Raw genomic sequence first — 13,200 nt, forward strand, 5'->3', positions numbered from 1 at the left:
CTTGGTTGGCGTTTAAGAAAGATAACAACGGCATCTTTCATTTTCAGGCCGATTCAGATGCCCGCGTCATTCGTGGTCTGATCGCACTAGTGCTGGCGGCATATAACCACCAAAGTGCCACACATATACAATCTTTCGATATTAACAATTACTTTGATCAACTGGATCTGCAACGCCATCTAAGTCCATCTCGTGGAAATGGCTTGCGGGCAATTGTTGAGAAAATCCGACAGGTCGCTGTCGACTCAAATGCACAGGAGCTTCAATGAGCAACTTTACCGACGTATCTTTTCTGAACACTGTTTTTGGCAACCAGAAAGGTGAATACGAAACACCAAACTGGGAAAAAGCAGCGAAACAACTGCACCTGATTCAGGAAGAACTGGCCGAGTTGGTTGAAGGTATCGAAAAACAGGACGTCACCGAAGTCCGTGATGCAATTGCCGACGTTTTGGTAACGACCTACGGCATGGCGCATATTCTGGGTATCGACGCAGACGCTGATATGGCGGCGGTACAAGAGAGCAACCTCTCTAAACTGTGTAAAACAGAAGACGAAATTGCCCAGACATTGGCTTACTACGAAAACGAGGTCGGTATCGAAGTCTATGCTGGAGGCGAGCTACCAAAAGCTTTCGTTAAATCAGCTAAAGACCAAAACGGTAAAGACAGTAAGTTCTACCCTGCCCACAAGTTCCTAAAGAACATCAACTGGCACGAGCCACAGCTCGGCTAAGAAAGCCCAGTTAATCCGTTATTGAAAAAGGGTCTCTATTTGAGGCCTTTTTTTATGCCTGCTCGTTACAACCGACTTAAATCAAACGTTTAATTGTTACCCGTTGACTACACCAAATAATCCGCGGTAACTTTATGTCATATTCTTATGAAAAAGCGAATTCATACACCCAGCATTCAAAAAACTTCAATACTTGGCTTGTATGCTTCCGCTTGGCAGTTTTTGTTACACAGGGATTAAAACCGTTGTTTAAACACTGCACAACGGTTTTTGATAAAGTCCGAATATACGGACAGTACATAATAAATAAACTGGATGTCTTCCATGAGTGGTTTTGTCGGTACGACGAAGTACAACTATCGACGCCTGAATGGCTTGGGGTTTATTGTCTGCGCAAGTGCAATAGCCTTCACTACCGCCTACTTGCAGGAACAGTTGGCTCTTGAGCCCTGTATCCTCTGTTCATTAACCCAGTTGATCACCTTATCGGTCGCATCAATTTTTCTGCTCGCTTACCTGCATAATCCTGGCAGCACAGGTCAACGACTATACGGTGTTGTTGGTTTTTTCATGACGCTCGCGGGGATCGCCACGACGCTGAAACATGTATGGATTCACCAGCAACTGATCGATTCATCAACAGCTGTAAATTGTGATCTCAATGTCGATCAGCTCTTTGATACAATGCCCTCTGCTGAAACACTGATCTCAATCTTTCGAGGAGCCAGCGAGTGCAACGTAAGCCATTGGACCTTTATCGGGCTGAGTATTCCGGAACAAGCTCTGATTCTGTTCTCAATTCTGTTAGTCATCACCTGGAAGCTGATCAAAAGCCAACGGCGGCCACGCGATCTCTTCCGCTGATCACTGCACTGCTGCTCAGCAGCGCTATGCCGGCATTCGCTAACGATATCGAGTGCCGTAACAAACTGGATAACGAAAAAGATCCATGGACTGCCAACTTCTACCTTGATAACGACCTGTTTACAGAAACGGACCGCAATTACACCAACGGTATCCGTGTTTCTCTTGTCTCCCCCAATGTGGACAACTTCCTCACGGATGACTGCCTGCCAGACTGGGTATTAGGCGTAAACCAATATCTCCCTTTTCTGGATGCCGAAACAACAAACAGCGAGAAGGTGCAACGCAACCTGATCATCACGTTTGGTCAGCAGATCTACACGCCCAACGACATCAACCGTACAACCGTTGATCCCGATGATCGCCCCTATGCGGGCTGGTTATACAGCGGACTGGCCTACCAGAGCCGCAGCAAGAATATTTTGCGCACAACCGAGCTAAACATCGGTATTGTCGGCCCCGCCGCACTGGGGCAGGAAGCACAGGATTTCATTCACGATCTGCGCGGCTTTGATAAGTTTCAGGGCTGGGACAATCAGCTGGAGAACGAACTAGGCCTGCAGCTCGTGCATGAGCTGAAGTACCGTTATGCCCCCAAACCTCTGACCGGCGTACTCTCCTACGACACCATCTTTCACGCAGGTGGCAGCTTGGGTAATGTCGCAACCTATGCCAACGCAGGGGCAGAATTTCGCTTGGGTTGGCACCTGCCAGACGACTTTGGCACCTCGGCACTGCGCCCGGGAGGCGATAACAGCGCACCAGGCCCAACCGATGCCCGCTACAACAGCACCAGCCGGGACAACAGTATTGGGGCGCACCTGTTTATCGCCGCGGATGGCCGTTACGTACTGCAGGATATCTTCTTAGACGGCAACACATTCAGCGACAGTCATTCTGTTGATAAAGAACCGTTTGTAGGCGAAGTGATTGTGGGCTGGGCAGTGTTATACCGTGGCGCAAAGCTCTCTTTCTCACGGGTACACCGCAGTCGTGAATTCAAAGGTCAGCCGGAAGGACACAACTATGGCGCAATCTCTCTGAGTTACAGCTTTGAATTCTAGCCTTTGAGTACGCACAAAAAAGCCGCTACCAAGAGGTAGCGGCTTTTATAAACGGCGATGCAACCCGGCTTATGCCAGTGTATCAGTCGCCACTTTATATTTAGGATCTTCGATCACGTTCACTTCCACCAAATTACCGGCTTTGCGCAGCAGGTCACGACACTCAGGACTCAAGTGACGAATATGCAGCTCTTTGCCCGCTTTCATGTAGCGGTCAGCCAGTGAGTCGATCGCTTCCAGACCTGAGTGATCCATTACGCGGCAGTTGGCGAAATCAACGATCACGTCATCGGGATCGTTAGCCGGATCAAATTGATCGCGGAAGGTCTGAATGGAGCCAAAGAACAGCGGACCGCTTGGCAGGTAGACCTTCTGTTTATCGTCACCCTGAACCGTGAAATCCATCTGCTTGGCATGTTTCCACGCAAACACCAGCGCGGACATAATCACACCCACGATGACCGCAATAGCCAGATCTGTCAGTACTGTCACAACGGCAACAGTAATACCCACCAATGTATCGGACAGCGGGATACGACCCAACAGGCGGAAGCTCGCCCATTCGAAAGTCCCCAATACCACCATAAACATAACGCCGATCAACGCCGCCACCGGGATCATCTCGATCAGTGCCGAACCGACCAGAATAAAGGCCAGAAGGAATAACGCTGCAGAGATGCCGGACATCCGGCCACGACCACCGGAGTTGATGTTAATCATACTCTGGCCGATCATCGCACAACCGCCCATACCGCCAAAGAAACCAGTCGCCACATTCGCAACGCCCTGACCGACACATTCCTTATTACCACGTCCGCGGGTATCGGTGATCTCATCAATCAGCGTCAGTGTAAGGAGGGACTCAATCAGACCAATCGCCGCCAGAATCAACGCGTAAGGTACGATGATCTGCAACGTTTCCAGTGAAATCGGAACCATTGGGATATGGAATTCTGGGAAACCACCTGCGATTGTCGCCATTGGATCGCCTGTCATATCGCGCAGAACGTCCTGTACGTTGCGTGCATCCAGATCTAATCCGATCACCAAGGCAGCCACGGTCACAATCGCCACCAGCGAAGATGGCAGAGCTTTGGTTAGCTTAGGCAGGAAGTGGATAATCGCCATGGTCAACGCAACCAGACCCAGCATCAGGTACATCTGATTACCCTGCAACCACGCCAGCTCACCCGTGCTTTCATCCAAAAACTGGAACTGCTTCATCTGCGCAAGGAAGATCACGATCGCCAGACCGTTCACAAAACCCAGCATAACCGGATGAGGCACCAGACGGATAAACTTACCTAACCGGAAGACCCCCGCCAGTATCTGGAAAATACCCATCAGGACAACTGTCGCAAACAGATATTCCACACCGTGCAATGCCACCAGACTGACCATAACGACCGCCAGTGCGCCGGTTGCACCGGAAATCATACCTGGACGACCACCGATGGCTGCGGTGATCAGGCCTACCATGAAGGCAGCATACAGTCCGACCAGCGGCTCAACACCAGCAACAAAGGCGAATGCAACCGCCTCCGGTACCAATGCCAGCGCGACCGTCAGACCGGAAAGGACATCACTTTTCAGGCTACTTGTGCGTGAAGCAATCAGTTGAAACATTGAGACTCTCTGCGCAAATTTTATGCAGTTCGGAAAAAGTGCGCGAGTATATCAGAACGCCTTAGCACTCGCAGCATATCACCCACGGATTTGCTGAATTAGACGTTTTCTTTTCTCAAATAACGCAGATTCGGCGAGTTTAGCGGCAAATTCGCGTAACGGGCGACTGACGTCTGCCGCCCCATAATCACCTAAACTGGCCAGATTACGCCATGCGGCTGGCAGGTGGCGTACCCGATGAGCCATTCCGCCATCGTTATCTTTAGCCAGATATCGCACCCGACCAATTCCGCTTGCGAGAATTCGGGCAAAACACATCGGACAAGGCTCAAGTGACACCACTAATGTCAGTTCGCTGCGATCACCATAGTTCGGATACTGTGTTTCGAACGCATCCAGCAGCTCCATTTCAGCATGTGCAGCAGCCCGAAAGTGTTGTTCAAAAACCCGGTTATACCCTTCTACTAAGATATCACCATGATCATCAATCAATACCGCTCCGATGCCATAGCTGTTGTTACGCAACGCTTCAATCGCCAGCGAACAGCAGCGACGGCCAATCTGCTCGTCCCGGTGTCCGTCCCCGACAACCAGTGTTTCATATTCTGTTTGTAATGCTTGGATATTCATCGACACCCCACAGTCACAGCAGGCTCAGCTGCTCACCCTGTCGTTGTTGAAACCGCCCCAACCGATAACCAACACCTAACAAGCGTACGGGTTTATTGCCCCGCTCCCAGGCTTCTCGCATCAGTGCGGCAAACAACGCAAGGTCAGGCTGGTCAGACGCATGCTCAACCGTTGTTTGGGTGAAATCAGCAAACTTCATCTTCACCACTGCGCCCTTCACCGTACGTTTCTCTCGATGTTTTTCGAACCGGGAATCCAGACTCTGCATCAGTTCAGGCAGATGCTCCAAACAACTCTCCAGATCGGGAAGATCCTGCGAAAAGGTATTTTCCACGCTGATTGATTTACGCTCTCTGCTCACTCTCACTGGCCTGTCATCAATCCCGCGGCACAGTTCATATAAGCGTTTGCCAAACCGCCCAAAGTGATCAACAAGTTGCGCTAGGGTATAACCACGCAGATCGCCGCACTGCTTTACTCCCAGTTTATGCAGACGCGCCGCTGTTTTCTCGCCCACCCCAAAAATTTTTTCAACGGGTAACACCTCCACGAACGCATCCACTTCATGGGGCCTGATCACATAGAGACCATCCGGTTTATCCCAATCACTGGCTATTTTTGCGAGAAACTTAGAAGGCGCGACACCCGCTGAAACGATAATTCCCACTTCCGCTTTGATCCGTGCACGAATCTCCTGAGCGATCAGCGTAGCGCTGCCTTTACAGTGCCCTGCTTCCGTGACATCCAAAAAGGCTTCGTCCAGAGACAGCGGTTCAATAAGGTCAGTGTAGTCCCGATAGATCGCCATGATCTGTTGAGACACCTGACGATACTTTTCCATATGACCGGGGATAACGGTGAGATTAGGACAAAGTTTGATCGCACGGGCGGTGGCCATGGCGGAACGCACACCATACTCCCGCGCCTGATAATTGCAGGTGGAGATCACGCCACGGCGATCAGAACTGCCGCCCACCGCAATCGGGATATTCGCCAACGCCGGATTGTCCCGCATCTCTACTGCCGCAAAGAAGCAATCACAATCGCAATGAATGATTTTCCGCTGCACCCGCCCAACCATTTAACTGTATATTTATACAGATAATAATCAAAAGCAGCGCGTTGTCCAAATATCTGTGTAAAACCGTTCTTACTGATCGGTAGAGATAATGGCCTCGTGCATCTCCAACCCGCCTTTCTGACTGAACGCCTCTTTTGGCAGTGGGTTTGCGTGAGAGCGCTTAAAATCATCGCTACCCACCCAACCGTCAAAGCTGGTTTTGTCAGCCCAATGCGTTTGCACAATATAGGGCATCCCTTCTTTAGCAGGCCTCAGCACTTCCATCCGTACAAATCCCGGCTGTTTGTCGATCTCACCGGCACGTTTACGAAATCGTTCTTCAAAGGTGTCCTGCCATCCATCAGCCACATAAATACGGTTTGCCACCACATACTGCATTGATTCTGCTCCTTTCAGTTTTACCTACCCGCTCATTAAACGCTTTTTACCTTACCTCGCCAAGCGTCATCAAAGCGTAAGAATTGCGTCAACCGGCAGTCACAAATCTTCCATATATTTTTCATATGAAACGAACAGATGAAGGTATACAGCGTGATCAACGTTGAAAAAGCTCTGACCCATAAATATCCCACCTTTGTGCAGAAACCCGCGCCGGTAAAACGCTCTACGCTGTTTATGTTGCGTAAGCTGATCCGCGAGAACGAAATTAACGATTTCCTGCATGACAATGCCGATGCCACTGGCTTCGAATTTATTGATCGCGTACTGGATTACTTCAACTTCAGCTACACCATGAGCAACAAAGACCGGATGAACATTCCGTCCAGCGGGCGCGTTCTGATTGTGGCCAATCATCCGCTGGGCGCATTGGATGGCTTAACACTGCTCAAGGCGATTGGTGAAGTACGTCGAGATGTGAAGATTGTCGCCAACGACCTTCTAATGAATTTCGACCCGCTGAAGAATCTGTTCCTGCCAGTCGATAATATGGGCAAAAACACCCGCAAGCGCGACATCGCCCGTATTGTAGAAAGCCTGCAAAACGAAGAGGCAGTGATTGTCTTTCCTGCCGGTGAAGTATCCCGTGCTGGCGTCACCGGGATCAAAGACGGTAAATGGAACAGCGGTTTTATCCGATTTGCGCGCAAAGCCAATGCACCAATTCTGCCCACCTTCATCGGCGGCAAAAACTCATCTCTTTTCTATAGCGCCTCTTATGTAAACCGTAACCTCTCGACCCTGTTGCTGGCTCGGGAGATGTTTAACAAGAGATCGGTATCCATCCCCCTTAAGGTGGGAGAACCGATTCCATTCAGCCAGCTGGACGCAGTTCCGGTTTCAACACCCGAAAAGTGTAAGCTGCTGAAGAAACACCTTTACCGCATCGCCAAAGGCCGTACCCCACTTTTTATCACTGAAAAAACCATTGCCCACCCGCAGGACCGCCAAACCATCAAGCAAGAACTGAAGTCATCCGAATTGCTGGGTGAAACCTCAGACGGGAAAAAGATCTACCTGTTTGACTACCGTGCTGATTCTGCGGTCATCAATGAAGTGGGACGTTTACGCGAAATTGCGTTCCGTTGTGTGGGTGAAGGGACAGGCGAAAAGAAAGATCTGGATCGGTATGACCAACACTATCGCCATCTGATTCTCTGGGACGACGAAGAACTGGAGATCGCCGGAGCATACCGTCTGGCTGAAGTGTCAAAACTGAGAAGAGATAGCGAACACAAGCTCTACAGCTCAACCCTGTTTAACTACAACGAACAGATGGATACCTACTTCGAACGTGGAATCGAACTGGGGCGTAGTTTTGTACAACCCAAATACTGGGGCAAGCGCAGTCTGGACTACCTTTGGTACGGGATTGGTGCATATCTACGCAAAAACCCTGACATTCGCTACATGTTCGGCCCGGTCAGCCTGAGTAACTCGTATCCGAAAGCCGCCAAAGATATGCTGATCTGGTTCTACAGCCACTACTTCAAAGACGATGAGTATCTGGCGCGGTCTTTCTCACCCTATCAGCTGGACGATGCGACCGCGCAGAATATGGCGCGCATGTTTAATGGCAGCGACTACAAAGCCGACTTCCGGGTGATGAAAGAACAGATGGAGTTTCTGGGGGTGAGTGTACCCACCTTGTATAAACAGTACAGCGACCTTTGCGAAGAAGGTGGTGTTCGCTTTCTCGACTTCGGCGTCGATGCAGATTTCAACTACTGCGTGGACGGCTTGGTACTCGTCGATCTGAAATACGTCAAAAAGAAGAAACGTATACGCTATATCGGAGAATAACCCCTCTGCCGGGTCGTTCAGACCCGGCATATTCACTCCATTTCTTGCATCCGTTTTCGCTATACTCATAAAGGTCATCACAGGATCTGAAGATGAGTAATCAAGACAAATACCCCGTAAAAACTTCGTCTAAACAAGAGCTTGATGCCTTTCTGGATCAGCTCACCCGTGCTCCGACCACGCTAAATACCGGAGCTGAAGGTCGGCTGCTATTCGCCTTAGATGCCACCGCCAGCCGCCAGCGTACCTGGGATCAGGCCTGCCACCTGCAAAGTAAAATGTTCATTGAGGCCGGCAAAACAGGCGGGCTTCAGGTTCAGCTGTGCTACTACCACGGTTACGCACAGTTCGAGCATACCGGCTGGTTCAGTAACACCCATGCCCTGCTTGATCGTATGAACCAGGTGAGCTGTATGGCGGGCCACACACAGTTATTACGGGTACTTAATCACGCCCTGCTGGAAACCCGGCGCCGGAAAATACAAGCGGTGGTGTTTATCGGTGATTGCCTTGAAGAACCTGCCGACAAACTCTGTCGACTGGCTGGCGAACTGGGTTTACTGGGTACGCCCGTGTTTATCTTTCAGGAAGGTAATGAACTGGTGGCCAAGCGCACGTTTAAAGAACTGGCCCGACTGTCCGGCGGTGCCTATTGCGGCTTTAACAGCGGCAGCGCCCAAATTCTGAAAGCGTTGCTGGCAGCCGTTGCCGTGTATGCCGCAGGTGGCCCAAAAGCACTGGAGAACTTCGCCAAAGACAAACCCGGCGAGGTACTGCAGCTGACCCATCAGTTGAAAGGGCATTCCAGACCTTAAGATGGGACACAACTGATCTGAACTCATCAAGAAAACAGTATACTAAGCAGTATAAAGTTATCGTCGCATCATCTGACGATATTATCTGAACACAAGGAGTTAACTGTGCATCCACTGGGTCTGGTATTGCTTGGGACCGTCGCCATCGCCGGAATGATATGGATTCAATCCAAACCGGTGAAACAGCGTCGTGCCGCTGTCATCAAAGTGATCACCGTGATTGTGACAATGGCACTGATTTATCTGGCGATTACCGGGCGTCTGCACTGGCTCGGTGTACTGATCGCCGCTGTGTTGCCCTTTATGCGTAAACTTTTGCCGCTGATCATCCGTTTTCTGCCGTTTCTCAAGCATCTCTACAATCAAAAGCAAGCTGGCCAGACCCACGGTGGTAATCATTCTGAAGTGCAGACAGCGATGATTCGCATGACACTGGATCATGACTCAGGGGTGATGTACGGCACCGTATTGACCGGTCCCATGCAGGGACGAGAACTGGGAGATCTCGGTGAACAGGAGTTTATTGAGTTGTTGTCACAGTGCCGCCAGCAGGATGCGGAATCTGCTCGCTTGCTAGAAGCCTATCTGGACAAACGTTTTGGCGATAGCTGGCGAGAAGACGACCCCGGTCAGCAGTCATCTCAGCAGCAACCCACGGCAGCAAGCGCGGGGATGAGTCGCGATGAAGCGTACAGTATATTAGGCCTCCCATCGGGGGCGGATGAGCAGACGATTATCGATGCTCATCGCCGTCTGATGCAAAAGTTACACCCTGATCGTGGAGGTAGCGACTATCTCGCAGCGAAGATCAATCAAGCCAAAGACCTGTTACTGAACAGCTGATGGCTCTGAAAACTCTCTAACATTAAACTTATTTTGTGACGGAAGAGCTTCCTGACGACGTAATAACACCCCGGCCTGATAGGGTTTATGGCCGGGTTTAATCCTCAGTGATCCATAACCTTCACGCTCAAGAAACAGCAGCTGCTTAGTACCTCCGGATAACGACACCTCCAACAACACCCTTCCACTTTCCAACACCCGCCACTCGCCCTTCATATAACTGGCAACCGTACCGTCCGTTTCCCGCCTGACATCCGTCAGAATCAATCGACCATCAGCCTTTAGGTCAAGCTGCAGGGACATTACCGTATCTTCATAACGATACCTGGCCTCCAAACTGCGCAGTCCCAAGTTCCCTTCACGTGCACAGCCGGTTAGATGTAAAGTATTTAACGTCAATTCAGCATGATAGGGATAGCGGGTTCCATACTGATCATGACAAGCCTCACGGCTCAATGTCAGTGCCATCTGATATCCGTCCTGAATATTCAGCTGGCTACGCCAGATCAGGCCAGTATCGGACTGCTCAGGTTCGACAGAAGGAAAACGCAGCTGGCGTAAAGAACCCCGCACTTTGACGCGAATGCCTTCATCCCGTACATCGGCAATCCACAAAGGTTTTTCACCCGCCGCCCGGTAGTGATTTCCATTCAATTCAAAGTCACACGCCCGTGGCTGAGACCCCACTAACAGCACCTGATCAATATGTTTCAGACTGGGATCAAACGGATCGGGGGACACCATCAATTCAGCGTAGGCCTGATCGAATGCCACCGGCGCCTGAGTAAACCAATGCAGGAGCTCACCGCTGTCATCTTGCAGAGACAGGCTGTTTGTCCCGTGACAGGGACGTAGTACCAATTGCCCAGCATCGCGGATCACCACACCGCGTTGAAATTCACTGGGTGTCACCGGCTTCGCTGTACTTCCACAACCCAACAACAGCAGTCCAACACCAAAAACCACAAGAAACCTTAGCATCACACTCCTAAAAAGATTAAATAGGCTAATTATTCAACAAAAGCAGCACGAAGCTTTATTGATCGTTCCACAAAGAGAGTGAGATAATAGGCAAACTTATCAAGGAGGGAAAGACGATGGCAAGACCTGCCGAATTTGTACGTCGTGACGTGCTCGAAAAAGCCATGGAAGTGTTCTGGCGTACCGGTTTCACCGGGACATCAGTAACGGATTTGGTAAAAGCTACCAACCTTAAGCCCGGTTCTTTGTACGGTGCCTTTCACAGTAAACGCGGCCTGTTCATGGAGGTGATCGACACCTACGCTCAGAACAGCCTGTCCCGCGTATCATCCTGTTTGCTCAATAACGACAGCCCCATCGAAGCAATTCAGGCATTCTTTAACCGTTTCAGTAACGACATTGCGATGGACGAGATCGGTCGCGGCTGTCTTATGGTGAACACCATGCTGGAACTGGCCACGGAAGATGATGAGATCAGGGAGAGGATCACGAATTATCTGGATCAAATTGAAAAGATGTTTGCCGATACGCTGACCCGCGCTCAACAGCAGGGAGAGCTGACAGCAGAAGCATCACCGGAAGCACTGGCTAAGTTCCTGATGGCGGGTATGTGGGGGATGCGAGTGATGAGCAGCAAACGTCCTCACGCAGAGTCCTATCAGAGCATTGTGTCCAATATGCTGAATGCTCTGCCTATCGTCAGGCACTGACCTGAACGATCTTTAGAGTAAAACAAGGGTTCATAATCATTGGGTTATGAACCCTTTTTTGTGTTGGCCCCTGCCCGTCTATTAATCTGTTCAGCCCTGTTACTACACGCCATAATGAACGAAAAGAAAAACACTGCAGCAAGGAGTTTCTATGAAACTGGCACGCTTTCGCTATAACGACCAGATTCACATTGGTGTGATCGCCAACGATCAGGCATATACCACCGGTCAGGACCCCGCTCTTCCAACTGACATGATTACCCTGTTAGGAAACCTGAACGATCTGAAGCACAACCTGCAGATACTGACAGAGAAAGGCACGGGCATCTCACTGGACCAGATACAGCTACTGGCACCAGTGCCTCATCCCGAGAAGTTTCTGGGTGTGGGATTGAATTACGCCGACCATATTGAAGAGACCGGACTGGATACACCAGAATTCCCCACCATCTTCAATAAACAGAGCAGCTGTATCATCGGCCCGGACGATGACATTCACCGCCCTCGTGTCTCAGAGAAACTGGATTACGAAGGTGAACTGGCTCTGGTGATCGGAAAAACCTGCCGTCACGTTCCTTATGAACAGGCCCACACGGTGATTGCCGGTTACACCATCGTCAACGATGTCTCCATTCGCGACTGGCAGATCAAAGCCCCCACCTGGACCTTAGGTAAATCCTTCGATACACACGGTCCAATGGGCCCGTGGATTGTCACTGCTGACGAGATTGATCCACACAACCTGGAACTTAAGACCTGGGTTAATGATGAATTACGTCAGCATTCCAACACCCGACACCTGATCTTTGATTGCTACAAACTGGTGGAAACCCTATCGACGGTATGCACACTCAAACCCGGTGACGTGATCGCAACAGGCACGTGCTCAGGCGTTGGAGTGAAAATGAAACCCCGAGGTTATATGAAGCCGGGTGATCGGGTCACTATTGAGTTAGAGGGAATCGGTCAGCTTAGCAACCCCGTTATCGAAGAACCGCAAGATACTGTTCAATTCTAAACGGTCAGCGACGCTCTAAAGCAGCTCTCTGCATTCGACAACCTCCTGAAAGTGTGATTTGGTGGACTTATTGGCACTTATCCGGGATTAGATGGGACTCAGTGGGATATAACGGGATTAGTGGTGTTGCAGGGAGTGAAGCGAGGATTTACAAAAATACATTTGCGAATTTTGATGCTTCTTCCCAGCGAGGATTCACGCTTTTTATAGCATGGGAAATCAGTTAGCCCGTCTTAACGACCTTTTTGGCACTTGGCTTTTCGAAAGCTATTTTTCCAAAAGCCTTATACGTAATTCAATATACTTATCATCACGCCGCTGAACCACAATGTGCCAATGAAAGAATCCAGCAATCATAAGGATCATACCAGCACACGATGTAAAAGTTAGGAACCCAGAGTAAAACTTATGATCTGTCATTAAGATATCTCGCAGCTTCTCTAGGGAAACAAAAGGCTATGTCTGAGTTAGTTGTTGCGATGAACGCTCAATTGCTTCAAATAGACAGAGCTCTGCGGTAATTGTGTTTGAATAACGCTCCAGAAGCCGCCGCCAACCTAAGTAATGCTTCAGGTACTTGGTTGCCACACC

14 protein-coding genes and 1 pseudogene are annotated in these 13,200 nt (G+C 50.1%); 9 read left to right on the forward strand and 6 right to left on the reverse strand.

Annotated features, from left to right (window positions below; all coding sequences use genetic code 11):
* From ABYW01_RS04760 to ABYW01_RS04775, 4 genes are all read left to right on the forward strand, one after another.
* Positions 1-269: SufE family protein (locus ABYW01_RS04760; protein ID WP_372831369.1), on the forward strand; the 269-nt coding region annotated here is incomplete at its 5' end.
* The gene (locus tag ABYW01_RS04765) at positions 266-736 is read left to right on the forward strand and encodes a nucleoside triphosphate pyrophosphohydrolase family protein (RefSeq protein WP_372831370.1); all 471 of its coding nucleotides are present in this window, start codon (positions 266-268) and stop codon (positions 734-736) included. The genes ABYW01_RS04760 and ABYW01_RS04765, both read left to right, overlap by 4 nt.
* 324 nt (positions 737-1,060) lie before the next feature.
* Complete coding sequence (locus tag ABYW01_RS04770; protein WP_372831371.1) at positions 1,061-1,600, forward strand: disulfide bond formation protein B; 540 nt, start codon at positions 1,061-1,063, stop codon at positions 1,598-1,600.
* An 11-nt stretch (positions 1,601-1,611) separates the two neighbouring features.
* Positions 1,612-2,664 carry a lipid A deacylase LpxR family protein gene (locus tag ABYW01_RS04775; protein WP_372831381.1) on the forward strand — a complete coding sequence of 351 codons (1,053 nt, stop codon included), beginning with the start codon at positions 1,612-1,614 and terminating at the stop codon, positions 2,662-2,664.
* Between the two features lie 69 nt (positions 2,665-2,733).
* Here ABYW01_RS04775 and ABYW01_RS04780 read toward each other — a convergent pair whose 3' ends face one another.
* The 4 genes from ABYW01_RS04780 to ABYW01_RS04795 all read right to left on the reverse strand — a co-directional run bounded on the left by ABYW01_RS04780 (position 2,734) and on the right by ABYW01_RS04795 (position 6,379).
* Positions 2,734-4,290, reverse strand: a complete 1,557-nt coding sequence (locus ABYW01_RS04780) for a SulP family inorganic anion transporter (RefSeq protein ID WP_372831372.1) — start codon at positions 4,288-4,290, stop codon at positions 2,734-2,736.
* Positions 4,291-4,368: 78 nt separating this feature from the next.
* On the reverse strand, positions 4,369-4,920 hold the full coding sequence (locus ABYW01_RS04785; RefSeq protein ID WP_372831373.1) for a nucleoside deaminase: 552 nt from the start codon (positions 4,918-4,920) through the stop codon (positions 4,369-4,371).
* Positions 4,921-4,933: 13 nt separating this feature from the next.
* Complete coding sequence (gene dinB, locus ABYW01_RS04790; RefSeq protein WP_372831374.1) at positions 4,934-6,001, reverse strand: DNA polymerase IV; 1,068 nt, start codon at positions 5,999-6,001, stop codon at positions 4,934-4,936.
* A gap of 69 nt (positions 6,002-6,070) precedes the next feature.
* Entirely contained in the window at positions 6,071-6,379 is a 309-nt protein-coding gene (locus ABYW01_RS04795; RefSeq protein WP_193954333.1) for an antibiotic biosynthesis monooxygenase, read from the reverse strand.
* A 138-nt stretch (positions 6,380-6,517) separates the two neighbouring features.
* Here ABYW01_RS04795 and ABYW01_RS04800 point away from each other — a divergent pair, with 138 nt between their 5' ends.
* The 3 genes from ABYW01_RS04800 to ABYW01_RS04810 all read left to right on the forward strand — a co-directional run bounded on the left by ABYW01_RS04800 (position 6,518) and on the right by ABYW01_RS04810 (position 9,900).
* Positions 6,518-8,242 carry a lysophospholipid acyltransferase family protein gene (locus tag ABYW01_RS04800; protein WP_372831375.1) on the forward strand — a complete coding sequence of 575 codons (1,725 nt, stop codon included), beginning with the start codon at positions 6,518-6,520 and terminating at the stop codon, positions 8,240-8,242.
* Positions 8,243-8,334: 92 nt separating this feature from the next.
* On the forward strand, positions 8,335-9,057 hold the full coding sequence (locus tag ABYW01_RS04805; RefSeq protein ID WP_372831376.1) for a VWA domain-containing protein: 723 nt from the start codon (positions 8,335-8,337) through the stop codon (positions 9,055-9,057).
* A gap of 105 nt (positions 9,058-9,162) precedes the next feature.
* Positions 9,163-9,900: a DnaJ domain-containing protein gene (locus ABYW01_RS04810; protein WP_372831377.1), complete on the forward strand. Its 738-nt coding sequence runs from the start codon at positions 9,163-9,165 to the stop codon at positions 9,898-9,900.
* Here the strand turns inward: ABYW01_RS04810 and ABYW01_RS04815 are convergent.
* Complete coding sequence (locus ABYW01_RS04815; protein ID WP_372831378.1) at positions 9,886-10,881, reverse strand: hypothetical protein; 996 nt, start codon at positions 10,879-10,881, stop codon at positions 9,886-9,888. The genes ABYW01_RS04810 and ABYW01_RS04815 overlap by 15 nt on opposite strands.
* 116 nt (positions 10,882-10,997) lie before the next feature.
* Here ABYW01_RS04815 and ABYW01_RS04820 point away from each other — a divergent pair, with 116 nt between their 5' ends.
* Both ABYW01_RS04820 and ABYW01_RS04825 read left to right on the forward strand, forming a co-directional pair.
* Positions 10,998-11,591: a TetR/AcrR family transcriptional regulator gene (locus ABYW01_RS04820; protein WP_372831379.1), complete on the forward strand. Its 594-nt coding sequence runs from the start codon at positions 10,998-11,000 to the stop codon at positions 11,589-11,591.
* A 151-nt stretch (positions 11,592-11,742) separates the two neighbouring features.
* A complete protein-coding gene (locus tag ABYW01_RS04825) occupies positions 11,743-12,609 on the forward strand; it encodes a fumarylacetoacetate hydrolase family protein (protein ID WP_372831380.1) in 867 nt (288 codons plus the stop codon).
* A gap of 456 nt (positions 12,610-13,065) precedes the next feature.
* Here ABYW01_RS04825 and ABYW01_RS04830 read toward each other — a convergent pair.
* Positions 13,066-13,200 (reverse strand): annotated as a pseudogene (locus ABYW01_RS04830) (IS1595 family transposase); the annotation flags it as partial.

It is taken from the genome of Pontibacterium sp. (assembly GCF_041587635.1).
In the GTDB taxonomy this organism is placed as follows: domain Bacteria; phylum Pseudomonadota; class Gammaproteobacteria; order Pseudomonadales; family Balneatricaceae; genus Pontibacterium.

Excerpts from the sequence above, each read along its gene's own strand:
- ABYW01_RS04765 (WP_372831370.1), top strand. The coding sequence starts at position 266 with ATGAGCAACTTTACCGACGTATCTTTTCTGAACACTGTTTTTGGCAAC.
- ABYW01_RS04770 (WP_372831371.1), top strand. The coding sequence starts at position 1,061 with ATGAGTGGTTTTGTCGGTACGACGAAGTACAACTATCGACGCCTGAAT.
- ABYW01_RS04780 (WP_372831372.1), bottom strand. The coding sequence starts at position 4,290 with ATGTTTCAACTGATTGCTTCACGCACAAGTAGCCTGAAAAGTGATGTC.
- ABYW01_RS04785 (WP_372831373.1), bottom strand. The coding sequence starts at position 4,920 with ATGAATATCCAAGCATTACAAACAGAATATGAAACACTGGTTGTCGGG.
- dinB (WP_372831374.1), bottom strand. The coding sequence starts at position 6,001 with ATGGTTGGGCGGGTGCAGCGGAAAATCATTCATTGCGATTGTGATTGC.
- ABYW01_RS04795 (WP_193954333.1), bottom strand. The coding sequence starts at position 6,379 with ATGCAGTATGTGGTGGCAAACCGTATTTATGTGGCTGATGGATGGCAG.
- ABYW01_RS04800 (WP_372831375.1), top strand. The coding sequence starts at position 6,518 with ATGAAGGTATACAGCGTGATCAACGTTGAAAAAGCTCTGACCCATAAA.
- ABYW01_RS04805 (WP_372831376.1), top strand. The coding sequence starts at position 8,335 with ATGAGTAATCAAGACAAATACCCCGTAAAAACTTCGTCTAAACAAGAG.
- ABYW01_RS04815 (WP_372831378.1), bottom strand. The coding sequence starts at position 10,881 with ATGCTAAGGTTTCTTGTGGTTTTTGGTGTTGGACTGCTGTTGTTGGGT.
- ABYW01_RS04820 (WP_372831379.1), top strand. The coding sequence starts at position 10,998 with ATGGCAAGACCTGCCGAATTTGTACGTCGTGACGTGCTCGAAAAAGCC.
- ABYW01_RS04825 (WP_372831380.1), top strand. The coding sequence starts at position 11,743 with ATGAAACTGGCACGCTTTCGCTATAACGACCAGATTCACATTGGTGTG.